The organism is Denitratimonas tolerans (assembly GCF_037203605.1).
GTDB classification, from domain to species: Bacteria; Pseudomonadota; Gammaproteobacteria; order Xanthomonadales; family Xanthomonadaceae; genus Denitratimonas; species Denitratimonas tolerans.
Window position 1 is genome coordinate 1 of the sequence record NZ_JBBDHC010000006.1, and the last position, 23,237, is coordinate 23,237.

The following is a 23,237-nucleotide window of genomic DNA, read 5'->3' on the forward strand; positions in this document are numbered from 1 at the left end:
GGGAGCCGCTCATCTTACACCAGTTTCCGGAACCGTCAACACCTGCGCTCCGACCCCCGGCGCGTCCGTTTCGCTGCCCCACAGAGCGGGCAAAACGTCCAAGCGAGCCGGCCATCCTACACCATGTCGCATGGTTGTCAACACATCCGACATCCGCCTCGGCCCCCAGCGCGCCGATGCTGGGCCACACCGGAGTGAAGGCGGCGTTCCAGTGCCCCGCGGACATCGGCTATCTTCGATCACTCCCTGTCCAACTGGTGGATGCCATGACGTTCTGGCGCAGCCGACTCTTGACCCTTGCACTTGCCTTGCCCGCTGCCGCAAGCCTGCTGTCGGGCTGCGCAGCAAGCGGTGCGCCCTGGGTGGAACTCAAAGGGCAGCGCTATGGCGTGGAGCTGGCGATGGACGACGAGGCGCGCCAGCGCGGGCTGATGTTTCGCGACCGCATGGATGCCGACCGCGGCATGCTGTTCGTGTTCGAGCGCGAGGAGGCGCAGGCCTTCTGGATGCGCAACACGCGCATACCGCTCGACATCCTCTACTTCGACGGCGCACTGCGGTTTGTCTCGGTGGCGGCGGGTGCGCCGCCCTGCACCACGCAGACCTGCCCGTCGTATCCGAGCCTGGGGCCGGCGCGGTTCGTCCTTGAGCTCAATGCGGGACACGCGCGCCGACTCGGGCTTGTTCCGGGTGACGTGCTGACCCTTGCCCCGGAGATCCGCACGCGCATCCAGCCTCCGCCGCGCGACCCGCCTGTTCCTCGATGAAGTCCCCGGCGGCGATGGCCGCCCGGGCGTCGCACTGGCTGCCGATGCGGGGAGCCGCGACAATGGCGGCTCGGGACGCGCGACTGCGCCGCGCTCGATCCACACCCCCACTTCCGCCGGATCCTTGCCATGACTTCCAACCACGACCTTTTCGTTCGCGCCTGCGCGCGCCTGCCCGGCGGCGTGAACTCGCCCGTTCGCGCGTTCCGCGCCGTGGGCGGCGAACCGTTCTTCACGCGGCGCGCGGATGGCCCGTATCTATGGGACGTGGAAGGCAATCGCTACATCGACTACGTCGGCTCGTGGGGGCCGATGATCGTCGGCCACAACCATCCCCATGTGCGCGAGGCGGTCGAGCGCGCGGTGAAGGACGGCCTGAGCTTTGGCACACCGTGCGAGGCAGAAGTGACGATGGCCGAAACCATCGCCCGGCTCGTGCCCTCGGTGGAAATGGTGCGCATGGTCAACTCCGGCACCGAGGCCACGATGTCGGCGATTCGCCTGGCGCGCGGCGCCACCGGGCGCTCGCGCATCGTCAAGTTCGAGGGCTGCTACCACGGCCACGGCGACGCCTTCCTGGTGAAGGCCGGCTCGGGCGCGCTGACGCTCGGCACGCCGACTTCGCCCGGCGTGCCCGCAGCGCTGGCCGATCTCACCCTGACGCTGCCCTACAACGACTTCGAGGCCGCCACGCGCCTGCTCGACGAAGTGGGCGGCGACGTCGCCGGCCTGATCGTCGAACCGGTGGCGGGCAACATGAACTGCATCCCGCCGCGCGAAGGCTATCTCCAGCACCTGCGCGCGCTGTGCACCCAGCACGGCGCGCTGCTGATCTTCGACGAGGTGATGACCGGCTTCCGCGTCGCGCTCGGCGGCGCGCAGGCGCACTACGGCGTTACGCCGGATTTGACCACCTTCGGCAAGATCATCGGCGGCGGCATGCCGGTGGGCGCCTACGGCGGGCGCCGCGACCTCATGCAGCAGATCGCCCCCGCCGGCCCGATCTACCAGGCCGGCACGCTCTCGGGAAATCCCGTGGCGATGGCGGCGGGACTGGCGATGCTGGAGCTGGTCCAGGCACCCGGCTTCCACGACGAACTGGCGCGCCGCACGCGCCTTTTGTGCGACGGTCTGCAAGCCTGGGCCGATGGCGCGGGCGTGCCGTTCACCACCACCCGCGTGGGCGCGATGTTCGGGCTGTTCTTCACCGCCGAAAAGATCGAAACCTACGCCCAGGCTACCGCCTGCGATGTGCCGATGTTCAACCGCTTCTTCAATGCGATGCTGGAACGCGGCGTGTTCCTGGCACCCTCCGCGTTCGAGGCCGGCTTCCTTTCCAGCGCACATACCGAAGACGTCATTGCCGCCACGCTTGATGCGGCACGCGAGGCATTCGCGGAAGCGAAGGCCGTCTGAGGCCGTGACCTCCGATAGCGCACGACCACAGGTGGCAGCGACAAGAACGCCGAGAGCTTCGTCACTCTGGAGACCTCCGAAAAGGTCCGCTATTGCCACGGGACGCTTTCCCCAAGGACTCTTGATCCAGCGCCATTGAATCATTGAAATCAAAGTCGCCGGACTGCTGCCTTCGCGCGAGTGACGCGATGCCGGCGCCTCTGGCATCGCGACCTCCGGCATGGAATGATGCGGCGACCTCCCCCGGACCCTGCCGTGGACACCACCCTGCTGATCGCCGCTGCCCGTTCTGGCGACAAGATCGCCGAGGCGCGGCTGTTCGATTCGGTCTATGCCGATCTGCACCGAATGGCGCAGCATCACCTGCTGCGCAGCGGCACCGACATCGCGCACGCGCAGTCGCTGGTGCACGAGGTGTACCTGCGCATGGCGCGTGGCGACGATGCACCCAACGACCGCCGACACTTCTTCGCGCTGGCCTCGCGCGCGATGCGCCAGATCGTCATCGACCACGTGCGCAAGCGCGGTGCCGCCAAGCGCGGGGAAGGGGTCGCGCCGCTGTCGCTGGATGACGTGCGCGAACCGGCCCTGACCGCCGTGCTGGCCGGTCAGGATGACGAGTTGCTGAGCCTGGACGCTGCGCTGCAGCGTCTGGAGCACTTCGACGAGAGCCTCGCGCGGCTGGTGGAGCTGCATTTCTTCGGTGGCCTGGGCTTTGTCGAAATGACCACCGTGCTCGATCGGTCCGAGCGTTCCCTCAAGCGCGACTGGCGCAAGGCCAAGGCGTTCCTGTACCGGGATCTGGCCCATGCCACCGCCGGGTGACGCCGCGCACTGGCATCGCCTGTCCGCCGCGCTCGACGAACTGCTTGATCTCGATACCGCCGAACAGGGCGAGCGCCTCGATGACATCGCGCGCGCCGATCCGGCCTTTGCCGGCGAGCTTCGCGCCCTGCTCAACGCCGAATCCGGCGAGGGCCTGTTCGAGCGCGGCCTGGGCGCACTCGCGCACGAGGCGCTGGAGCAATCGGCCAGTGCATCAAAAGGCGGAACGTCCAACGCCGCGTCGGAGCAGGACGCCGTCACCATCGGCCACTGGCGGCTGATCGAACCGCTCGGCCGCGGCGGCATGGGCGAGGTGTTTCTTGCGCAGCGCCACGACGGTGATTTCACCCAGCGCGCGGCGCTCAAGCGCCTCAAGCGCGGCATGGACAGCGAGGACATCCTGCAGCGCTTCCTGCAGGAACGCCGCATCCTCGCCAGTCTCGCCCACCCCAACATCGCGCGCCTGCTTGATGGCGGCATGGATGGCGAGGGGCGGCCCTACATCGTCATGGAGCATGTCGAGGGCACGCCGATCACCGACTGGGCGCGCGAGCACGGGCTGTCGCTGCGCGAGCGCCTGACCCTGCTGCGCAAGGTCTGCGATGCCGTGGCTTATGCCCAGAGCCGGCTCGTCGTTCACCGCGACCTCAAGCCTTCCAACATCCTCGTGGACGCACAGGGCGAACCGCATTTGCTGGATTTCGGCATCGCCAAGCTGCTCGACGACGCGCCCGACGCGCACCACACCCGCACCGGCCTGCGCGCACTCTCGCCAGCCTATGCCGCACCCGAACAGATCCACGGCGAGGCGATCAGCACCGCCACCGACGTGCACGCGCTGGGCGTGGTGCTCTACGAAATGCTCGCCGGTCAGTTGCCCTATCGGCGCGAGCGCGGGCTCACCACCGGCGTCGGTGCCGGGGGCGAATACGCCTCGCTGGTCCGCCCCAGCCAGGCGCTGCGCCAGCTTGAGCCCACGCAGCTGACGCAGCGCTGGGGCGAGGGAGCACCGGAACCGGCGAGGCTGGCCCGGCTCGTCGCGGGCGATCTCGACCGCATCGTGCTCGCTGCGCTGCGCCCCGAGCCCGAGCGCCGCTACGCCTCCGCCGCCGCGCTCGGCGCGGATCTGGGCTTGTATCTGGACGGCCGCCCGATCAACGCGCGGCCGGACACCTCCGGGTATCGGATTCGCAAGTTCGTGCTGCGCCATCGCCTCGGTGCCGCCGCGACCGCGCTGGCCCTGATCGCCCTCGTCGCCAGCTTCGGCACCGCGCTGTGGCAGGCGCGCATCGCGCGCGATCAGGCACACGAGGCCAACCGCCAGCGCGCCCTGGCCGAGCAGCACCTTGCGCGCGCCGAAGCGCAGGCTCGGCGGGCCGAGGAAACCAAGCGTTTCGTGGTTTCCCTGCTCAAGGCCGGCAATCCCGAGCTCTCGCGCAGCGGCGCGCAGACCTCGGCCGTGGACCTCATCCGCGACGCCGCCTTGCGCGTCGACGCACTCACCGACGCACCCGACACCCAGGCCGAACTGCAGGTCGCCATCGGGCACGGCCTGATTTCACTGGGCGCTGCCGACGAAGGGCGAACCCGGCTGGATGCCGGCATCGCGCAGCTGCGCACCCTGGGCGAGGCCGCCTGGCCTGCGCTGGCTGATGGCCTGCATTACTCGGCCATGCACGACACCGCGACCGGGCGACTGGCGGCGGCGATGGCGGACAGCAAAGAGGCATTGGCGATCTTCGACCGCATCGGCCCGCGCGCCGATCTCGCCCTGGGCCGCATCGCCACGCTCACCACACTGGCCAAGAACGTCCAGTTCAGCGGCGACCTTCCCGCCAGCCAGGCGCTTTACGAACGGATACTGGCCGAACGCGAGACCCTGCTCGGCCCGGACGATCCGCGCCTGGCCGTGGACTGGAACAATCTCGGTGCCACCGCCATCCGGCGCGACCGCTACGCCGAGGCCGAACACGCCTATGCGCAAGCCAGCCGTCTACTGGCGCTCGATCCGCAGGCTCCCGAATCGCGCCAGGCCTGGCTGCACCTGGGCCGCGCCAACGCCCTGTTCGGCCTGGGACGTTTCGACGAGGCCGATGCCACAGGCCTCGCCGCACTGGACATCGCCGAACGCACCCTGCCCGCCGATCACCCGATCAGCGCCAGCATCCGCACCATGCTCGCCCTGCTGTATCGCCACGCCGGCAGGCTCGACGAGGCCGCGGCGATGGCCGAGCGCGCCCGCGCCACTTTCGCGGCCACCAACGCCAGCCAGCTGGGCTGGACCGAAGCCCAGCTCGGCCTCACCCTGCTGGCGCAAGGCCGCGATGCCGAAGCGCTCGACGTTCTCGTCGCCGCGGAAGACCATTTCGCCAGCCGACGCAACCGCGAAGAGGCCGACTACTTCCAGGTTCGCGCCGCACTCGCCTTCGCGCGCCTGCGCCGCGGCGATGCCGACGCGCTTTCCATGCTGGACGAATCCCTGGACGAACTCATCGGCCGCCATCCGCACCCGAGCAACGCGCTGGCCGAGACCCTCACCCTGCGCGCCGAAGCCGCCGCCCTGCTGGGCCACGATGATGTGGCGCAGTGGCGCGAACGAGAGCTTGAAATGCTAACCGCCCTGCTCGGCCCCGAGCACCCACGCCGTCTTGCGGCAAAGCAGCGGTCGAACTCGGCGGGGCTTTCATAGCAGGCTGCGCGGGAACACCTGTTTCTCGTGGACAGGCTTGCCATCACACCCGTGCGGGCCCGCTTTCACGCCCCCTATTCCGCGTCATTGCGGGCTTGACCCGCAATGACGCGACATCAAGCCGCTTGCGCGAAATCAATTGTTCCCACAAGAACGCGGCTTCTGAAAAGCCGGCAGGACAGCCGTTCTTCACAGCAACGCTGCCCGAAGGGTGCAGCACAGGGTTGCGGCATGAAAAAAACTGGCACGACTTCCGGTGAACCTGCGTTGTTAGCGGCAAGCCCACCTTCCGAAGGATTTAGCCATGTTCGCCGTACGTACTGTTTTGCGCCCTGCCGCGTCATGGTCAGCCACGTTCACTTTGCTGCTGGCCCTGGCTGCACCCGGCGCGATGGCGGCAGAACGCTGCGTCAGTACCGTGGCCCAGTTCAATGCGGCGGTGGCCGTGGCCGCCAACGAAGCTGTCGTGATCAAGATGACGGCAGGCACCTGGAACATGACCGGCAGCATCATCGATGGCAATGGTGGCAGCCCCACGTATCCGGATGTGGAGGAGTCCATCAGCATTCAAGGCGGCTATGGCAGCGGCTGCACCACGCGCAGCGGAAACCCTGTTGCCACCGTGCTGACCGGCACCAACCTGTTCGTCAGCAACTTCAGGGCCGATGCGCCATTGCGGATCGAGCGATTGACGCTCCGCAACCTGAACTCGCTGTACCTGATCAGCGATGAAACCCTCACCCTGGAGCGGGTCTGGCTCGATCACGTCGGACACACCCAACTGGGTGCGAGCCGGGTGATCCTGCGCAACAGCCTGATCACCCACAGCGGCGGCGTCCATCCAGGCGGTGGCTGGCTCAGCGATTGCGCGGTCGAGATCCGATCCTATGGAATGGAGACGGCCCGCATAGAACACAGCACCTTTTCCCAGAACAACGGCAGCGGTGCGCTTTGCGTGACCCGTGCCGACGCGGAAGAGACCGATGCCTGGCGCATGTTCGTGACCAACAACGTGTTCTGGGACAACACGCGCGACATCCGGCTGCGCAAGCGTGCGTCCGTGCCGAACATCGACGCGCGCCTTTACAACAACATCCTGGGCAACGGCGTGGACGCCAATCGACCCTTGGCTGCCGCTCCGATGCAGTCCCAGTACGTCAATCCACAATTCGTGGATCCGGCCACCGATGACTGGCGGCTGGGCGGCGCATCGCCAGGCATCAACAGCGGGCGCAACGATGTCAATCTGCTCAGCCAGAAGGATTTTGCCGGCAACACGCGCTGGCAAGGCGCAGCCCCGGATCGCGGCGCATTCGAATCCGACATCGGCTCCACCGCCACCGTGCTGACGGTCACCAACACCAATGACACCGGCGCGGGATCGCTGCGCCAGGCGCTGATCGACGCCAATGCCGCACCCAACGTCAACCGGATCCACTTCAACATTTCCGGTGCCTGCCCGCGCGTCATCACGCTGGCTTCGCTGCTGCCCACCATCGCCGAGCCAGTTGTCATCGATGGCTATACCCAACCCGGCTCCAGCCGCAACAGTGCCGTGCTCGGCAACAATGCGACACTGTGCGTGGTTCTCAATGGCGCCAACCAGATCACCGGCGCCTACGGCCTGAACGTCGCCACCACGGCTTCACCCGACGCCACGGTGAGCATCGAGGGATTGGGGTTTTCAGGCCACTCGATTGCCGCAGCGCAATTCGCCGGTGGGCGCGACCATCGCCTGGCGGGTTCGCAAGTGGGCGGCACCTTCGGCAGCTACACCGCCCTGCCCAGCGGCACCGGTGTGCGCGTGGGCGGCAGTACCCAAGGCGTCCGCATCGGCGGGCCGGAGCCGCAAGACCGCAACGTCATCGTGGATGCACTGGGCACGGGCATCAGCATCTCGGGCTCCGGCAGCACCCAGCCGGGCACGGCCATCGTCGAGAACAACTACATCGGAACCCTCAGCGGCGGCGACCAGCGCGGCAACGAACGCGGCATCCTGATCCACGGCCCCGGTCACATCGTGCGTGGCAACGTGATTGCCAACAGCACATTGCACGGCGTCGAAGTAAGTGGCAGCCATGCGGTGGGCAACCGTATCACCGACAACCGCATCGGCATCCCGGCATTGTGTGCAGGCACATGCGCCAATCGCGGCAACGGCGGGCATGGCGTGCGTATCGCCAACGCATCCAGCGCCACCCAGGTGGATGCCAACCGCATTGGCTTCAGCGGCAATGACGGCGTGGCGGTGATTGCCTCGGCCTTCAACACCATCCGGCGCAACCGCTTCCACGACAACGCCGGCATCGGCATCGACCTGGGCGACGATGGCATCGGCTTCTTCGATGACAACAATTCCGATCCGCCCGCCAGCGCCGCCAACGGCAACCAGAACAAGCCCAGCATTACCCTGGTGGAAGGCAGCGGTGACACCGCACAGGCCAGCGGCGCGCTGGCCTCGTCCAACGGCTGGTACCGGATCGACTTCTACGCCGTGCCGCAGTGCAACCCCGTGGTGATCGGAAGCATACCGATGGGCTTCTGGGGCCAGGGCGAGGATTGGCTGGGCTCGACCTTCGCCCAGATCGTGAACGGCTGGGACGGCGTGGGCGACGGCTCGACGACCTACACGAACGCGGCGCTGACCGCGCCAGCCGGCAGCACCGGCTACTTCAACACCCCGCGCTGGGTCACCGCCACGGCCACGCGCCTGCTCGGCGACCCGGGCGGCACGTTCTTCTGGCATCGCGGCACCTCCGAGTTCAGCCGCTGCAGAAGCTCCATCCTCGGCGGAGACATCTTCAGCGACGGATTCGAGATGCCGTGAGTTCGACAGCGCAGCGTTTTCCGCCCCATTCGAAGGAATCCCCCATGCCCCTCCTGATCCAGCGTTTTCTCGCGACCCTCTGCCTTGCGCTCGCGCCGTTCGCCGGCACCCTGGCCGCACCCTTCGCCTACCTCGCCGAAGGTCCGGACGGCGACACCGTGCGGGTGCTGGACACCGCTACCCACGCGGTGGTGGCAAGCATCCCGATGGCCGCGGGCTCCTCGCCCTGGGGAGTGGCCGTCAGCCGCGACCAGGCGCGCGCCTACGTCACCCTCGCCGGCGGCGCGGCGCTGGCCGTGTTCGATACCAACGCCCATGTCCAGATCGGCAGCGTGCCGGTCGGAGCGGCACCGTTCTCGGTGGCGGCAAGCGACGACGGAACGCGCGTGTATGTGCCAAGCCTCATGGACAGCACTCTCGCCATCATCGACACCGCCAGCCTCACCGTGCTCGCCAGCGTGTCCCTGGGCGCGGGCAGCGCGCCGTTCGGCGTGGCTGTGAACCCGGCTGGCGACCGGGTCTACGTCGCCAATACTGGCAACAACACCGTTTCCATCGTCGATGCCACCACCCACGTCCTCATCGCCACCGTGCCGGTGGGCAACGATCCGCGCGGCGTGGCGGTTCATCCGAACGGCTCCCGCGTCTATGTGACCAACCGCATGGGCGACACGGTATCGGTGCTCGATGCCGGCACGCAGACCGTCATCGCGACCATTCCGGTCGGCCTCCACCCCAACAGTGTGGCCTTCAGCAACCAGGGCGCGCGCGCCTATGTGACCAACCAGTTCGGCGCGAGCATTTCGGTGATCGACACCACCAGCCATGCCGTGATCGCCACCGTGCCCACAGGTGCGGGCGAACCGTATGGCATTGCCATCACGCCGGACGATGCGCGCCTCTATGTGGCAGACATCAGCGCCGACCGGGTTTGGGCCATCGACGCCACCACCCACGCCATCACCGCCACCCTGCCCATCCGCGCCTTCGCCACCTACGGTCGATTCATCGCACCCGGTGCGGGCGGCGGGCCGCCCGTCGTCACGCCGCGCGCGATCACGACGGTGCCGACCAATGCCACCTGGGCACTGATCGCACTGGCGCTGATGCTGGCGTGGATAGCCGCGGTGCGCGGCACCCCGCGGTGAACGGCGCGGCGGCCTGAGCGCCGGGGCGGTTCGGCGCGGGCCTCCGGGGGATCGTGTGCAGGTGGAAGCCGCGCGGGCGAGCCTATCTTGCGGCTGCACGCAGAAGCCGCTGGGCACCCGCCTGCGTGGGCGCGACGAGCGCCGCTTCGCGAACTAGAGCGCTCCCAGGAAGTCGAGCGTGGCCTGCAGCATCGCGCGCAGGCCCACGTCGAGGGCACCTTCGTCGGGGGCGTAGAAGGGCGAGTGGTTCATCGGCATGGTGGCCGGATCCTTGTCCGCGGCGGTGCTGCCCACGAAGAAGTACAGCCCGCGCGAGGCGTTGGCGAAGTGGGAAAAATCCTCCGCCGCCGTGACCGGCGATATCTCGACGACTTTCCCCGCCCCGGTCGCCCGTTCGAGCGAGGGCAGGAGCTGGCGATACAGAACGGCATCGTTGATCAGCGCCGGGGCGTTGTTGACGACCTCCAGCGAGGCGCTGGCACCCGAAGCGCCGGCGAAGTGCTCGGCAGTGCTGCGGAAGCGCGCGATGACGTCCTCGCGCAGCGCCGGATCGAAGGTCCGCAGCGTGCCGACGAGGGTCGCCTCATCGGGAATGATGTTGAAGCGCACCCCGGCCTGGAACTGGCCGGCGGTCAGCACCACCGGCGAGCGGGTGATGTCCACCTGGCGGGCGATGATCGACTGGGTGCCCAGCAGGATCTGCGCCGCGACGGTGATCGGGTCAACCCCGGCCCAGGGCTGCGAACCGTGGGTCTGCTTGCCCTTCACGGTCAGCGTCCACTCGTCGGCGCTGGCCATCATGCCGCCGCTGCGCACGCCGATCTGTCCGACGTGCAATCCGGCCCAGACGTGCAGGCCGAGCACGGCGTCCGGTTTGAATTCTTCGAAGATCTTCTGCTCCAGCATCAGCTCGGCACCGGCGATCTCGCCCGCCACCGGCGGGCCTTCCTCGGCCGGCTGGAACACGAACATCACCTCACCGGGCAACTCGTCCTTCCGCGCCACCAGGGCATCGGCCACGCCCATCAGGATCGCCACGTGCATGTCGTGGCCGCAGGCGTGCATCACCCCGACCGGCTGTCCGCGGTATTCACCGCGGACAGTGGAAGCGAACGGCAGGCCGGTCCGTTCGGTCACGGGCAAGGCATCCATGTCGGCGCGCAGCGCGATGCGCGGGCCGGGCCTTGCGCCCTTCAGCACGGCGGTCACGCCGGTGTGGGCGATGCCGGTTTTCGGGGTCAGGCCGAGCGCACGCAGGTGGTCGGCCACTTTCTGCGCGGTGCGGGTTTCGTCGTTGCCCAGCTCCGGGTGTTGATGCAGATCGCGACGCCATTCGATGACCTGGTCGCGCAATGTCGCGTCCACGGAAACCGGGGGTTCGGCGCTGACAGCGGTAGCGAGCAGCAGCAGGAACAAGGTGAGAAATCGAGACATGGCGATACTCCGGAAAAATAGAGTCTCTCTCCCCCGCGAGCGGGGGAGAGGGAGCATCTCATGTTCGCCATGCAGCGAGTGCCGCATCCAGTCGTGCCAAACCTTCAGCCACATCCTCGGCACCGATGTTCAGCGCCGGCACCAGGCGCAGCACGTCCGGCCCGGCCTGGAGCAGCAGCAAGCCCGCGTTGGCGGCATGATCGAGAACCTCCGCCGCGCGCCCGGAATGTTCCGGGCGCAGCACGGCGCCGAGCATCAGCCCGCGACCGCGGACTTCGGCAAACACCTGATGCTTTTCGTCCAGCGCATGCAGGCCATCGCGCAGCGCCTGCGCCTGCGCTTCGACGTTGTCCAGCAGCTCCGGCGCGGACAGCTTGCGCAGCGCCGCCCGAGCCACCGCGGCGGCCAGCGGATTGCCGCCGAACGTGGTGCCGTGGCTGCCGAAATCCAGCGTCTGGGCGGCGGCATCTGCCACCAGCAGTGCGCCGATCGGAAAGCCGCAGCCCAGCCCCTTGGCCAGGGTCATCACATCGGGCGCAACACCGTCCCATTGGTGCGCCCAGAGTTTGCCGCTGCGGCCCACGCCGGTCTGGATTTCGTCGAAGATCAGCAGTGCGCCCATCTCGTCGCAGCGCGCACGCAGGTGGGCAAGGAATCCGGGCGCGGCAGGCACCACGCCGCCCTCGCCCTGCACCGGCTCCACGATCACGGCGGCCACGTCGTCGCCGAACGCGGCGTCAAAGCCGGCGACATCGTTGAACGGCGCGTAGCGGAACCCGCCCGGCAGCGGCTCGAAGCCGTGCTGGTATTTCGGCTGGGCCGTCGCCGTGACGGTCGCCAGCGTGCGCCCGTGGAAGGATCCCTCGAAGCTCAGGATGACGCGCCGCTCCGGACCGCGCCCGGCACGGGCGGCAAACCGGCGCGCCAGCTTGATCGCCGCCTCGTTGGCTTCCGCGCCCGAATTGCAGAAGAACACGCGCGAGGCAAAGCCGCTGGCGGCGATCAGCTCCTCGGCCAGGCGCAGCGGCGGCTCGGTGAGGAAGGCGTTGCTGGTGTGCCAGAGCTTTTGCGCCTGCGCGTGCAGGGCCGCGAGCAGGTCCGGGTCGCCGTGGCCCAGGGCGCTGACCGCGATGCCGGCGGAAAAGTCCACGTAGTCGCGGCCTTCGATGTCCCACACCCGCGCGCCGAGTCCGCGATCGAGCACCAGGGCGCGCGGGCGGTAGGTGGGCACGAGATGGCGGGCGGCGCTTTCGACCAGCGCGAGGGTTCGGTTGGACATGGCGGACTCGCGGCGCAAAGCCGCCATTGTAGGCCGCTGCGCACCCGGTCGCGCCGACGCGCAGGCCCGCTCAGATGGGCTGCATCGGAATTTCCGCCAGTCGCGCCCGCAGCGCCGCGATGCGCGCCGCGTCCACCGGGATCGATACCTCGTCGATGCGCGAAACCGGCCAGATGCCGCCCGAGTGGCAGCAGAACGCGCCGTCGAATCCGCGCGCGTCTTCCGGGGAAATTTCGCGCACCTGCGCGCGCGGGTCGGACTGCATCAACAGGTGCCGGGTGATGCCGTCGAGCTGCGGTGCCTGGGTCCATACCAGCGTCTCGCCGGAAAAAAAGCCGAGCGAGCAGGTCGCCCCTTCCGACAGGAAGCCCGCGCGGGTGCGCAGCACCGCGTCGTCGAAGCCCTGCATCCGCGCCTGGCGACGCAGGTGGAAGAGCTCGAAACCGCCCAGATGCTTGAACCGCGGCAGGTAGCGCTCGTGGACGAAGGATCGCAGGCGTACCGCCTTCTCCGGCTCCGGAGCCGGCGGATCGACAAGGATCAGGGTGCGGATGCGCGCCGGCCCGGACATGCCGCGCGCATTCCAGTTGCCCGCCACGACGCTGATCCGCACCGAAGCGTCCGGCGTTGCGGCCAGCGCCGCGCGCAGGTCGCCGCGCAGCGCTTCGATATCCAGCCGCCCGTCGAACAGGGCGCGGGTGGCGCGCTGCAGGCGGATCAGGTGCAAATCCAGCCCGCGCACCACGCCTTGGCGCACCTGCATCGTGGTGAAGTGGCCATAGCCGGTGCGCGTGAATCCGGCCAGGGCCTCGACTTCGGCCGGCGCGCCGTCGATGAAGACGCGGGTCGTGCTCACCAGCTGCCCGTATTGGGCATCGAGGCCCAGGGCTCGGCCGGCGGCAGCGGCGTTCCCTTCTGCAAAAGCTCCACCGAGATCAGGTCCGGCGAACGCACGAAGGCCATGTGGCCGTCGCGCGGCGGTCGGTGGATGGCGATGCCCATCGCCATCAGGTGCGCGCAGGTGGCGTGGATGTCGTCCACCTCGAAAGCCAGGTGGCCGAAGTTGCGCGCGCTGCCGTAGTCCTCGTGCGAGTCCCAGTTGAGGGTCAGCTCGATCTCGGCCTCGGGATTCGCCGGCGCGGCCAGGTAGATCAGGGTGAAGCGGCCGGCCGCGCTTTCGATGCGCCGCATTTCGCGCAGGCCCAGCCCGTCGCAGTAGAAGCGCAGCGATTCATCCAGATCGCGTACGCGCACCATCGCATGCAGATACTTCACGGGAGCCCATCCGATCGCTTCGCGCCAGGCGGCGCACCGCCGGCACGATAGCGCGCCCGCGTCGGGTTCCCAAGCCGGACAGAGAAAACCCGCCGGGGCGGGCCGCGGCGGGCGAGGGGAAAATCGCGCCGGAGCGGGGGAGCCGGGCGCGATGCGGGCTGTTATGGCTGCGCGGTGTCGGCCGGGGGACCGATGCGGATGCGCTGCCGGTTCTTTTCGAGCGTTTTGGGCCCGATGCCCTTCACGCGGACCAGCTCGTCGGGGTGATCGAACGGGCCCTGTGTTTCGCGGTAGTGGATGATCGCCTCGGCGCGCGACGGGCCGACACCGTTCAGGCGCGCAGCCAGCTCGATCGCATCGGCATGATTGATGTCGACCGGCCCCGCGTCGGGTGCGCCACCCGCGGCGGCAGCGGTCGCCCAGAGCATCAGGGCCATGAGGCGGAAAAGCGGCAGGAGCAGGAGTTTCGACATGCAAGGCGTCAGGCGGACGAGCCGGAGGGTGGCGGGACACAGTCTCGCGCCAGCGTCGCGGCCCGGCGATCGGACGAAGACGCGCAGCGCCCTGCGATAAAGCCGCGGCCGCGCCTAGGAAATCTCCTACCCCATCCAGGCAGGACGATGCGCATCCGTCCGATCGCTCCGGGCTGCATCCCGCCACGACCGCGACGGGCGCGCATCGATTCGGGCATCGCGCTATGCTGCGGGCCACTGCGACCCTGGATACCGGCCCACTGCACGATGAGCACGCCGATCACCTTCGACCCCGATGCCCTCGCGCTGCTGCGCATGCTCGACGAGAGCGAGCCCGGCAGCAGCGCACGCCTGATCCGACTGTTCATCGCCGACGCGCCGGCCCTGCTGAGCCGCATCGAGCTGGGCCACGAGCGGCGCGACAGCGAAGAGCTCAACCAGGCGGCCCACTTCCTCCGCTCCTCCGCGCTGGCGCTGGGCGCGACCGATTTGGCCGGCGCCACGCAGCGCCTGGAGCACCTGCCACCGGCCCAGTTCGGCAGTCGCGAAGCCGATGACCTGCTGGCCGCGCTGCGCGTCTGCCTGCGCGATACGCTGCTCGGCCTGCTGGCGCTTTCGCCCGAACTCTGATTGCGGCGGCACGCGGCAGAGCCACCGGCACCGGCGGCACGCACGCCACGCACAAAAAGAAAGACCCGCTTCGCGAACGAAGCGGGTCCCTCCCTCCCCACATCTTGTGGGTGCGCATCCTACGGGCCAAGCGCGCATCGGGCACGCTGCACTGCACGATGGCCCGGTGGCTTGCTGCCTGCGAAGGCACCCGAGGCGCGCGGATTGCAGGCCGGGCGGGGCTGAAGCCTGCGGCCACGGCAGGCGATGGACGCAGCACGTAGGCTCAGGCAGGTCGCCGCGCGAGCCTTGCCTGGAGCCTGGGCCACAGCGCGATCACCGCCAGTCCCGCCATCAGCAGCACCATGGCCTGGACCTTCCAGAGCGGCAACGCCTCGTCCAGCACGATGACCGAGGACAGCATCGCCACCACCGGCACCAGCAGCGAGAACGGCGCGATGACGGCGGTCGGATGGCGCGCCAGCAGCCAGTTCCACGCGCCGTAGCCGAACAGGGTATTGGCCACGCCCTGCCACACCGCTGCCGCCCACGCCGGCCAGGACGCATCCGCGAGCGTCGCACCGATCGCACCCGCGCCTTCCAGCCACAGGCTGCACGCCAGCAGAGGCGGGATCGCGAACAGCGAGGACCAGACCATGAAGCCCAGCATGTCGACCCTGCCGGCGCGCTTTGCGATGAGGTTCGCCACCGCCCAGCACAGCCCGCCGGCGAGAGTGAGAAGCAAGCCGCGCGTGGTGACCGAGCCGTCCACGTTGGCGAACAGGACCACCAGTCCGGCCAGACACAGCGCCAGACCCACGCCCTGATAGCGGCGCAGGCGCTCGCGCAGGAACACCATCGCCAGGGCGATGGTGAAGAAGGCCTGGGTCTGGACCATGATCGAGGCAACGCCCGGGGTGATGTCTTCACGCATCGCGATGAACAGCAAGCCGAACATGCCAAAACCCAGAAACAGGCCGTTTCCGGCAAGGAAGCGCCACGGCACCGCCGGGCGCTTGACCAGCAGCACCCAAGGCAAGAGGGAGAAGGCAAACCGCAGGGTGGCGAACAGCAGCGGCGGGAACGCGTCGAGCCCGTAGCGGATCACGACGAAGTTCGTGCCCCAGACCACGACCACGGCCAGCGTCAGGAGGAGGTGGGAAAGCGGCATGTTCCGGGGCCGGAATAAGAAGCGCCCGCGCACGGGGCGCGGGCGGACGACGGGCGCGGCACCGGATCGGCACCGCGCTTGCGGGATGGGTTTACGGCGAGGGCGCGGGCGCGCGATCGGCGTCGCGTACCGCCCGGAACGGATTGCCCGGATACCAGTTCGGCCAGGCCGTGCCATCGGCCAGTTCGCGGCCCACCGCGTACAGCGCCTCCAGGTCTTCCACCACGCCGGAGAGATCCCAGTTCGGGTCGACCACGTCGGCGGGCTTGTGATAGCGGTTGACGCCGTACTCCTGTGCGATCGCCATGCCGTACTCCTCGCCCTTCTCGACGTGGTCCAGCCCGGCGCTGGCGTACAGCGCCGGCACGCCGGCCTTGGCGAAATTGAAGTGGTCGGAGCGGAAGTAGAAGCCCTTTTCCACGCTGGATTCGCCGTGCAGCACGCGCCCCTGGCGCTCGGCGATCGGGCGCAGGATGTCCTCCAGCTCCGACGCACCGTAGCCGGTGACCACGATGTCGCGGGTGCGCCCGACGATGGTCATGGCGTCGATATTGATGACGCCGGCGATGTTGCGCATGGGGAACGTCGGATGCGCAACGTAGTACTTGGAGCCCAGCAGGCCCGACTCCTCCAGCGTCACCGCCGCGAACAACACCGAGCGCTTCGGTGCCTGCCCGCCGCGCGCGAAGGCGTCCGCGATCTCGAGGATGCCGGCCACGCCCGAGGCGTTGTCGATCGCCCCGTTGAAGATCTGCACGCTGCCATCGGCAGCGGTCTGGGTGCCCAGGTGGTCCCAATGGCCCATGTAGACCACGGCCTCGTCGGGACGCTCCGTGCCGGGCAGGAGCGCGAGCACGTTCCTGGACTCGGACGCCTTGATCGTGCTCTTGAGCGCGACCGAGAGCGTGGCAGGCAGGGGGACGGACCGGAATCCGGGCTTGCTGGCCGCCCGACGCAGCGCTTCCAGCGACAGGCCGGACTGGGCGAACAGGTCCTGGGCGGATTCGCCGGTGATCCAGCCCTGCAGCGGCAGGCGCGGCTCGGGATCCTCGGCCGCGGGCAGGTCGTACTGCGCGCCGGTCCAGCCATTTTCGACCACGCTCCAGCCATAGCCCGCGCCGTCGGTGTCATGGATGATCAGCGCCGCCGCCGCGCCCTGGCGCGCGGCCTCTTCGAACTTGTAGGTCCAGCGCCCGTAGTAGGTCATGCGCTTGCCGCCGAACAGGGCCGGATCATCGACATGGAAGCCCGGGTCGTTGACCAGCATCACGACGGTCTTGCCCTTCACGTCGAGGCCGGCGTAATCGTTCCAGTTTTCCTCCGGTGCCACGGTGCCGTAGCCGACGAACACCATCGGGCTGTCGGTCACCTCGACCGCCGCCTGCCCGCTGCGGGTACCCGTCACCCACTGCGTGCCGAAGGCCCACTCCAGGGTCTTGTCCCTGACTTTGACCGTCGCGGCCACGGGCTCGGCGGTGGTCTCCACCATCGACACGGTCTGGTACCAGCTGTCGCCATTGCCGGGCTTGAGGCCCATGGCCTGGAAGCGGTCGCGCAGGTATTCGACCGTCAGGGTTTCGCCTCGGGTGCCCGGCGCGCGACCGGCGAATTCATCCGAAGCCAGCGCGGTGATGTCGGCGAGGAAGTCATCGGCGGTGATCGCCGCATCGAACTGGTGCGGAGCCGGTGCGGTCGCCTGGGTCGGCGCGGGTACGGCGGCCGGATCGGGCGCGGTGGCAACGGGCTCGGACCGCCCGCAGGCGGCAAGCAGGGCGCAGGCCAGCACGGCCGGCAGCAGGGGGAATCGCATGGAGAACTCCAGGGATGTCCGGAACGGAAGCCGCCATTGTAGGCGGCTTTCGCGACCGGCGCGGCCGATCAGCGCTCGACCGGCTCGGCGTGGGCCACTTTGGCATCGGGCGCGATGCTGAGCGTCACCTCGCGCTCGAACACCAGGCGTCCTTCCACCGTGGCACCCGATTCGATCGTGACCTTGGGCGGCGCGCTGCGGCCCAGCGAGATCCCGCGCGCGCGGCGCACGATGATGTCGCCGCGCACCACGCTGTCGCGGCCCACGAGGATGTCGCCGTTCACCGTCTCGATGCTGCGCGCGACGGTCGCACCCTGCAGCGTGATGGCGCCGTTGACGTTCTCGATGCCGCCGCCCAGCTCGGCGCGCGTCAGCGTGATGCCGCCGTTGACCGCCTCGATGTCGCCACGCACGCGGCTTCCCGCGCCAACGGTGATGCTGCCGCTGACGCTTTCCACGTCGCCGTCCACCACCACGTTCTCGCCGATGGAAATCCTGCCGTTGACCGTCTCGGCGCCGCCAATGCGGGCGTTCTCGGCCACCTCGATCCGGCCGTTGACCGTTTCGACGTCGCCCGCCACGACGCCCGAGGCAACCTCGATCGAACCGTTCACCGTGTCCAGGTCGCCGTAGCGCACGCCGACCTCGGTGCGGATGCTGCCGTTGACCTTGCTGACGTCCTGTTGCGCCAGCGCCAGCGGGCTGGCGACGAGTGCAAGCACGAAGAGAATCCTGCGCATGATCAAACTCCTTTTCATCTGGGGGAAACCGCCCGTCGAACGACGCCGCGCCACACCCGATGTGACGCTGCACCGCGACAGTGTCCTCGCGTTTGCGGCCCGCGGCCTGAACCGGCCGCAACGCCAGCATCCGCTATCATGCGCCCGTTTTTCACTGCCGGAAGTCACGCCGTGTCCCGACCCAAGCCCGTGCTCCTGCTCATCCTCGACGGCTGGGGCCATCGCGAAGACCCGAGCGACAACGCCGTGGCGCAGGCCACGCTGCCGAACTGGCGCGCGCTGCTGCGCGACTGCCCCCACACCCTCATCCACACCTCCGGGCTGCACGTGGGCCTGCCGGACGGGCAGATGGGCAATTCCGAAGTCGGCCACATGAACCTGGGCGCCGGGCGCGTGGTCTACCAGGACCTCACCCGCATCGACGCGGCGATCGCCGACGGCAGCTTCTTCGCCAATCCGGCGCTGACCGGCGCCTGCGCCGCGGCGAAGGCGACCGGCGGTACCCTGCACCTGTTCGGCCTGCTCTCGCCCGGCGGCGTGCACAGCCACGAGGCGCACCTGTTCGCGATGCTGGATCTGGCGCGGCGTCAAGGCGTCACGCGCATTGCCGTGCACGCCTTCCTCGACGGGCGCGACACCCCGCCGAAATCCGCCCGCGCCAGCCTGGAGGCACTCGCCGCGCGCTGCGCCGCGGTGCCCGGTGCGCACGTGGCCAGCGTCAGCGGGCGCTACTACGCGATGGACCGCGACAATCGCTGGGATCGCGTTGAGCGCGCCTGGCAGGCCATCGCCCGTGCGCAGTCGCCGCTGCACGCCGACGACGGCGTGGCGGCGCTGGAAGCGGCCTATGCGCGCGGAGAAACCGACGAGTTCGTGCAGCCGACCGTGATCGAGGGCGCGGTACCGATGCGCGACGGCGACGCGGTGGTGTTCATGAACTTTCGCGCCGACCGCGCGCGTGAACTCACGGCCTCGTTCGTGAAGCCGGACTTCGACGGCTTCCCCCGGCCGCACTCGCCCGCGCTGTCGCGCTTCGTGTGCCTGGCCGAATACGACGTCACCCTGCCGGCGCGCGTGGCCTTTGGTCCGCAGTCGCTCGTCAACACTCTGCCCGAGATCCTCGCCGCGCGCGGCATGAGCCAGCTGCGCATTGCCGAAACCGAGAAGTACGCCCACGTCACCTTCTTCTTCAACGGCGGACGCGAGGAGGTCTGGCCGGGCGAGGAGCGCGTGCTGGTGCCCAGCCCCAGGGTCGCCACCTACGACCTGCAGCCGGAAATGAGCGCGCCGGAAGTCACCGGCAGGCTGGTCGAGGCGATCGAACAGCGCCGCCACGACGTCATCATCTGCAACCTCGCCAATCCCGACATGGTCGGCCACACCGGCGATCTTTCCGCCGCGATCCGCGCCGCCGAAGCCATCGACGCCGCGCTCGGCGCAATCCTCGCCGCCCTGCGCGCGGTCGGCGGCGAAATGATTCTCACCGCCGACCACGGCAACCTGGAAATGATGCGCGACCCGGCCACCGGACAGCCGCACACCGCCCACACCACCGGGCCGGTGCCGCTGGTCTATTCCGGCCGCCCCGCAACGCTGGCCGATGACGGAGCGCTCAAGGATGTCGCGCCCACCCTGCTGCACCTTCTTGGCATCGCGCAGCCGGATGAAATGAGCGGACACAACCTCGTCACCTTCCTGCACCCAGCCGATTGACACCCCGTGACCGCCTCCGGCACCCGCTTCCGGCTGGCCGCGTGCTTCGCGCTGGTGCTGGCCGTCGCGCTGCCGGCCTTCGCCGCCGATGCGGCCCCGGCGCAGGACGATCGCGCCGCGCGTGAAGCCGAGGCCGAGCGCCAGCTCGCGCAGGTGCGCAAGGAAATCGCCGAACTGGGTGCCGCGCGACAGGCGCTGGAAGGCGAGCGCGGCGACGCGGCGCGCACGCTGCGCGAAGCCGATCAGGCGGTCGACCGCGAGAGTCGCGCGCTGCGCGGGATCGATGCCCGGATCGGCGAGCAGGAGCTCGAGCTGGCGAAGCTGGAAACCGCGCGCCAAGGCCTGGAAACACGCCTCGGCGCGCAGCGCGAGGCGCTGGCGGCGCTGCTGCGCTCGGCCTATGCGCTGGGCCGGCACGAGCAACTCAAGCTGCTGCTGGCGCAGGACCGGATCGAATCGCTGGCGCGGGTGCTGGCCTACCACCGCTACTTCCAGCGCGATCGCGTCAGCCGCATCGACAGCCTGATGGCCGAGCTGGCCGAACTGGCCGGCGTGGTGCGCCAGGTCAACGCCCAGCGCGAGGCGCTCGACGCCAGCCGCGTCGCGCAGCAGGCGCAGCTGGCGGGACTGGAAGCCCAGCGCGAGGAGCGTCGCGCGCTGCTGGCCGCGCTTGAAGCCCGCTTCAAGGACACCGACAGCCGGCTCAAGGCGCTGGGCCGCGACGAACAGGCGCTGGTCGGCCTGCTCGAACGGCTGCACGACATCTTCGCCGACATTCCCGACCGGATCGATGCGACGCAGCCTTTCGCCCAGCGCCGCAGCCGGCTCACGGCACCGCTGAAAGGCAAGACGCTGGTCGGTTTCGGCGGCACTCTGCCCGACGGTCGCACCAGCCACGGCTGGCTGATCGCCGCCGAGAGCGGTGCCCCGATCCGCGCCGTGGCGCACGGCCGCGTCGCCTTCGCCGATTGGCTCAAGGGTTATGGCCTCATCGTGATCCTCGACCACGGCGAAGGCTGGATGAGCCTGTACGCCCAGAACGACAGCCTGCAGCGCGAGGTCGGCGAGTGGGTGGACGCCGGCGACGTGCTCGCCAGCGCCGGCAGTTCGGGCGGACAGACGCGCGCCGCGCTCTATTTCGAACTGCGCCGGGGCGGGCGGCCGGTCGATCCGCGCGGCTGGTTCAGCGCCCGCTGAGGCGCGCCGCGCGCGGTGCGGTTCAGCCGGCCATGCAATAATTCGCCGATGAATCGCATTTTCCTTCGTTGGACCGCCCTGGCGCTGTTCGCGCCGCTTTTCCTTGTCCGCCCGGCGCTCGCCGAAGCGCCTGCCGAACCGGCAGCCGGGGCGGACGCGGAAGCCGACGGCGAATCGGCCAGCCTGGACGAGATCCGGCGCTTCGTCTCGGTATTCCGGGCGGTCAAGGAAGGCTATGTCGATCCCATCGACGACGCGACCCTGATGCGCGCGGCGATTCGCGGCCTGCTGGTCGACCTCGACCCGCACAGCGCCTACCTCGACGCCGACCAGTCGCGCGCCCTCAGCGAAGCCGCCAGCGGCGCCTACGACGGCCTCGGGCTGGAAGTGATCCAGCAGCCTGACCGCAGCCTGCTGGTGATCGCGCCGATCGACGACACCCCGGCGGCGCGCGCCGGCATCCGCCCGGGCGACGTCATCACCGCCATCGACGGCAAGGCCATCACCGCCGACGGCGTGGACGCGGCGATCGACAGCATGCGCGGCGAGATCGGTACCCAGACGCGCCTGACCGTGATGCGCGAGGCCAGCCGCGAACCGCTCCAGATCACCCTCACCCGCGAGACGATCCGCGTCTCCAGCGTGCGCGTGAGCCGGCTCGAACCCGGCTACGCCTACCTGCGCATTTCCTCCTTCCAGGCCAACACCGGGCTGGATCTGGAGCGCAAGATCAAGGAACTCACCGCGCAGGAATCCTCACCCCTGAAGGGCCTGGTGCTCGACCTGCGCAGCAACCCCGGCGGGCTGCTCAACGCGGCGGTGGAAGCCGCCGACGCCTTCCTCGACCAGGGTGTCATCGTGAGCACGCGCGGGCGGCTGCCGCACTCGCGCAGCGAAGTCTCCGCACACCCCGGCGACCTGCTCGACGGCGCGCCCATCGCAATCCTCGTGGACGCCAACACCGCCAGCGCCGCCGAAGTCCTGGCGGGCGCATTGCGCGACCACCACCGCGCCCTGGTGCTGGGCAGCACGACCTTCGGCAAGGGCTCGGTGCAGACCGTCCTGCCGCTCGACAACGGCGACTCGATCAAGGTCACCACGGCGCGCTACTACACCCCCAACGGCAGCTCGATCCAGGCCACCGGCATCGTGCCCGACGTGCTGCTCCAGGCGCAGGGCGAGATCGACGAGGTCGCCAGCTACCAGCCGCCCACCCTGCGCGAGCGCGACCTGCCCGGACACCTGGCGGGCGACAACGAGATCGACGATGCGGCAGCTGTCAACAGCGGCGCGGTCCGCGTCCAGCCGATCGCACGCGGCGAGGAGCTGAACGACGCCGGCGTGCGCGAGGCGTTGAACCTGCTCAAAGGCCTGGCGGTGTTCCGCGATCGCCCGTCAGCGCAGCGCCACTGAGCACGCGGAGCCGAGCGGGCTCACTCTTCCCGGATCGGATAGGTTTCGGCGTCTTCCAGCTGCAGCGGCTGACTGGCCGGCGGGGTGGTGCGCGCCGGGGTCGCGGAACGGCCCGGCGCGGCGGTGCCGCAGCGGTAGGCGGTGAAGCGCTGCTCGCCGGCAGCAGGTTCTTCCAACGGGCGGATCGCATCCGCGCCCAGACCGATGGCTTCGTTGCGCGCCATGGTTTCCAGCTCGTCGCGCACCTTCAGGTCGTTGCGCTGATAGAAGGCGACGCGGTCCTTCACCGACACCCCGATTTCGCCAAGCCGGGTGCAGCCGTCGACGGGCGCATCGAGCCCCAGCACGCGCACGCCGGTTCCGCCAGGCTCCATCTTCACCCAGGTACACGCACCCAGCAGCAGGACGGGAAGCGCGATGGCGATGCGCATGCGGATCATGGGGATACTCC

Annotated in this window: 19 protein-coding genes; 10 read left to right on the top strand and 9 right to left on the bottom strand. The window is 69.1% G+C overall.

Annotated features, from left to right (window positions below):
* The first annotated feature begins 266 nt into the window (after positions 1–266).
* The 6 genes from WB794_RS05405 (at position 267) to WB794_RS05430 (ending at position 9,672) form a co-directional block, all read left to right on the top strand.
* Positions 267–767: a DUF192 domain-containing protein gene (locus tag WB794_RS05405; RefSeq protein ID WP_337334961.1), complete on the top strand. Its 501-nt coding sequence runs from the start codon at positions 267–269 to the stop codon at positions 765–767.
* A 129-nt stretch (positions 768–896) separates the two neighbouring features.
* Complete coding sequence (hemL, locus tag WB794_RS05410) at positions 897–2,183, top strand: glutamate-1-semialdehyde 2,1-aminomutase (protein WP_337334825.1); 1,287 nt, start codon at positions 897–899, stop codon at positions 2,181–2,183.
* 255 nt (positions 2,184–2,438) lie between these two features.
* Positions 2,439–3,008 carry an ECF-type sigma factor gene (locus tag WB794_RS05415; RefSeq protein ID WP_337334826.1) on the top strand — a complete coding sequence of 190 codons (570 nt, stop codon included), beginning with the start codon at positions 2,439–2,441 and terminating at the stop codon, positions 3,006–3,008.
* Positions 2,992–5,697 (top strand): protein kinase domain-containing protein, encoded by a 2,706-nt coding sequence (locus tag WB794_RS05420; RefSeq protein WP_337334827.1) that lies wholly within the window; start codon positions 2,992–2,994, stop codon positions 5,695–5,697. Before WB794_RS05415 ends, WB794_RS05420 begins: the two co-directional genes overlap by 17 nt.
* A gap of 418 nt (positions 5,698–6,115) precedes the next feature.
* Entirely contained in the window at positions 6,116–8,524 is a 2,409-nt protein-coding gene (locus WB794_RS05425; protein WP_337334828.1) for a right-handed parallel beta-helix repeat-containing protein, read from the top strand.
* A 44-nt stretch (positions 8,525–8,568) separates the two neighbouring features.
* Positions 8,569–9,672 (top strand): YVTN family beta-propeller repeat protein, encoded by a 1,104-nt coding sequence (locus WB794_RS05430; RefSeq protein WP_337334829.1) that lies wholly within the window; start codon positions 8,569–8,571, stop codon positions 9,670–9,672.
* A 153-nt stretch (positions 9,673–9,825) separates the two neighbouring features.
* Here the strand turns inward: WB794_RS05430 and WB794_RS05435 are convergent, their stop codons facing one another.
* The 5 genes from WB794_RS05435 to WB794_RS05455 form a co-directional block, all read right to left on the bottom strand.
* Complete coding sequence (locus WB794_RS05435; RefSeq protein ID WP_337334830.1) at positions 9,826–11,106, bottom strand: amidohydrolase; 1,281 nt, start codon at positions 11,104–11,106, stop codon at positions 9,826–9,828.
* Positions 11,107–11,164: 58 nt separating this feature from the next.
* Positions 11,165–12,385 carry an aspartate aminotransferase family protein gene (locus WB794_RS05440; protein ID WP_337334831.1) on the bottom strand — a complete coding sequence of 407 codons (1,221 nt, stop codon included), beginning with the start codon at positions 12,383–12,385 and terminating at the stop codon, positions 11,165–11,167.
* 70 nt (positions 12,386–12,455) lie between these two features.
* Positions 12,456–13,241 carry an aminotransferase class IV gene (locus WB794_RS05445; protein ID WP_337334832.1) on the bottom strand — a complete coding sequence of 262 codons (786 nt, stop codon included), beginning with the start codon at positions 13,239–13,241 and terminating at the stop codon, positions 12,456–12,458.
* Positions 13,238–13,660 (bottom strand): VOC family protein, encoded by a 423-nt coding sequence (locus WB794_RS05450; RefSeq protein WP_337334833.1) that lies wholly within the window; start codon positions 13,658–13,660, stop codon positions 13,238–13,240. Before WB794_RS05450 ends, WB794_RS05445 begins: the two co-directional genes overlap by 4 nt.
* Positions 13,661–13,821: 161 nt before the next feature.
* The gene (locus WB794_RS05455; protein ID WP_337334834.1) at positions 13,822–14,133 is read right to left on the bottom strand and encodes a ComEA family DNA-binding protein; all 312 of its coding nucleotides are present in this window, start codon (positions 14,131–14,133) and stop codon (positions 13,822–13,824) included.
* Between the two features lie 267 nt (positions 14,134–14,400).
* On the opposite strand from WB794_RS05455, the gene WB794_RS05460 reads away from it, so the two are divergent.
* Positions 14,401–14,763 carry an Hpt domain-containing protein gene (locus tag WB794_RS05460; protein ID WP_337334835.1) on the top strand — a complete coding sequence of 121 codons (363 nt, stop codon included), beginning with the start codon at positions 14,401–14,403 and terminating at the stop codon, positions 14,761–14,763.
* 265 nt (positions 14,764–15,028) lie between these two features.
* On the opposite strand, the gene WB794_RS05465 is transcribed toward WB794_RS05460, so the two are convergent.
* From WB794_RS05465 to WB794_RS05475, 3 genes are all read right to left on the bottom strand, one after another.
* Positions 15,029–15,913 (bottom strand): EamA family transporter, encoded by an 885-nt coding sequence (locus tag WB794_RS05465; RefSeq protein ID WP_337334836.1) that lies wholly within the window; start codon positions 15,911–15,913, stop codon positions 15,029–15,031.
* A gap of 91 nt (positions 15,914–16,004) precedes the next feature.
* Positions 16,005–17,723 carry a M28 family metallopeptidase gene (locus WB794_RS05470; protein WP_337334837.1) on the bottom strand — a complete coding sequence of 573 codons (1,719 nt, stop codon included), beginning with the start codon at positions 17,721–17,723 and terminating at the stop codon, positions 16,005–16,007.
* Positions 17,724–17,791: 68 nt separating this feature from the next.
* Complete coding sequence (locus tag WB794_RS05475; protein ID WP_337334838.1) at positions 17,792–18,463, bottom strand: DUF4097 family beta strand repeat-containing protein; 672 nt, start codon at positions 18,461–18,463, stop codon at positions 17,792–17,794.
* 171 nt (positions 18,464–18,634) lie between these two features.
* Between WB794_RS05475 and gpmI the strand changes: the two genes are divergently transcribed.
* From gpmI to WB794_RS05490, 3 genes are read left to right on the top strand one after another with little or no spacing between them, the layout of a single operon-like run.
* Complete coding sequence (gene gpmI / locus WB794_RS05480) at positions 18,635–20,176, top strand: 2,3-bisphosphoglycerate-independent phosphoglycerate mutase (protein WP_415926647.1); 1,542 nt, start codon at positions 18,635–18,637, stop codon at positions 20,174–20,176.
* A gap of 6 nt (positions 20,177–20,182) precedes the next feature.
* The gene (locus tag WB794_RS05485; RefSeq protein ID WP_337334840.1) at positions 20,183–21,373 is read left to right on the top strand and encodes a murein hydrolase activator EnvC family protein; all 1,191 of its coding nucleotides are present in this window, start codon (positions 20,183–20,185) and stop codon (positions 21,371–21,373) included.
* 48 nt (positions 21,374–21,421) lie between these two features.
* Positions 21,422–22,786 (top strand): S41 family peptidase, encoded by a 1,365-nt coding sequence (locus WB794_RS05490; protein WP_337334841.1) that lies wholly within the window; start codon positions 21,422–21,424, stop codon positions 22,784–22,786.
* 20 nt (positions 22,787–22,806) lie between these two features.
* Here WB794_RS05490 and WB794_RS05495 read toward each other — a convergent pair whose 3' ends face one another.
* Positions 22,807–23,226, bottom strand: a complete 420-nt coding sequence (locus WB794_RS05495) for a DUF4156 domain-containing protein (RefSeq protein WP_337334842.1) — start codon at positions 23,224–23,226, stop codon at positions 22,807–22,809.
* Positions 23,227–23,237 lie beyond the last annotated feature (11 nt).

Bases quoted from the DNA above. Each gene is read 5' to 3' on its own strand.
- WB794_RS05405 (WP_337334961.1), top strand. From the start codon at position 267: ATGACGTTCTGGCGCAGCCGACTCTTGACCCTTGCACTTGCCTTGCCC.
- hemL (WP_337334825.1), top strand. From the start codon at position 897: ATGACTTCCAACCACGACCTTTTCGTTCGCGCCTGCGCGCGCCTGCCC.
- WB794_RS05420 (WP_337334827.1), top strand. From the start codon at position 2,992: ATGCCACCGCCGGGTGACGCCGCGCACTGGCATCGCCTGTCCGCCGCG.
- WB794_RS05430 (WP_337334829.1), top strand. From the start codon at position 8,569: ATGCCCCTCCTGATCCAGCGTTTTCTCGCGACCCTCTGCCTTGCGCTC.
- WB794_RS05435 (WP_337334830.1), bottom strand. From the start codon at position 11,106: ATGTCTCGATTTCTCACCTTGTTCCTGCTGCTGCTCGCTACCGCTGTC.
- WB794_RS05440 (WP_337334831.1), bottom strand. From the start codon at position 12,385: ATGTCCAACCGAACCCTCGCGCTGGTCGAAAGCGCCGCCCGCCATCTC.
- WB794_RS05455 (WP_337334834.1), bottom strand. From the start codon at position 14,133: ATGTCGAAACTCCTGCTCCTGCCGCTTTTCCGCCTCATGGCCCTGATG.
- WB794_RS05460 (WP_337334835.1), top strand. From the start codon at position 14,401: ATGAGCACGCCGATCACCTTCGACCCCGATGCCCTCGCGCTGCTGCGC.
- WB794_RS05465 (WP_337334836.1), bottom strand. From the start codon at position 15,913: ATGCCGCTTTCCCACCTCCTCCTGACGCTGGCCGTGGTCGTGGTCTGG.
- WB794_RS05470 (WP_337334837.1), bottom strand. From the start codon at position 17,723: ATGCGATTCCCCCTGCTGCCGGCCGTGCTGGCCTGCGCCCTGCTTGCC.
- WB794_RS05475 (WP_337334838.1), bottom strand. From the start codon at position 18,463: ATGCGCAGGATTCTCTTCGTGCTTGCACTCGTCGCCAGCCCGCTGGCG.
- WB794_RS05490 (WP_337334841.1), top strand. From the start codon at position 21,422: ATGAATCGCATTTTCCTTCGTTGGACCGCCCTGGCGCTGTTCGCGCCG.
- WB794_RS05495 (WP_337334842.1), bottom strand. From the start codon at position 23,226: ATGATCCGCATGCGCATCGCCATCGCGCTTCCCGTCCTGCTGCTGGGT.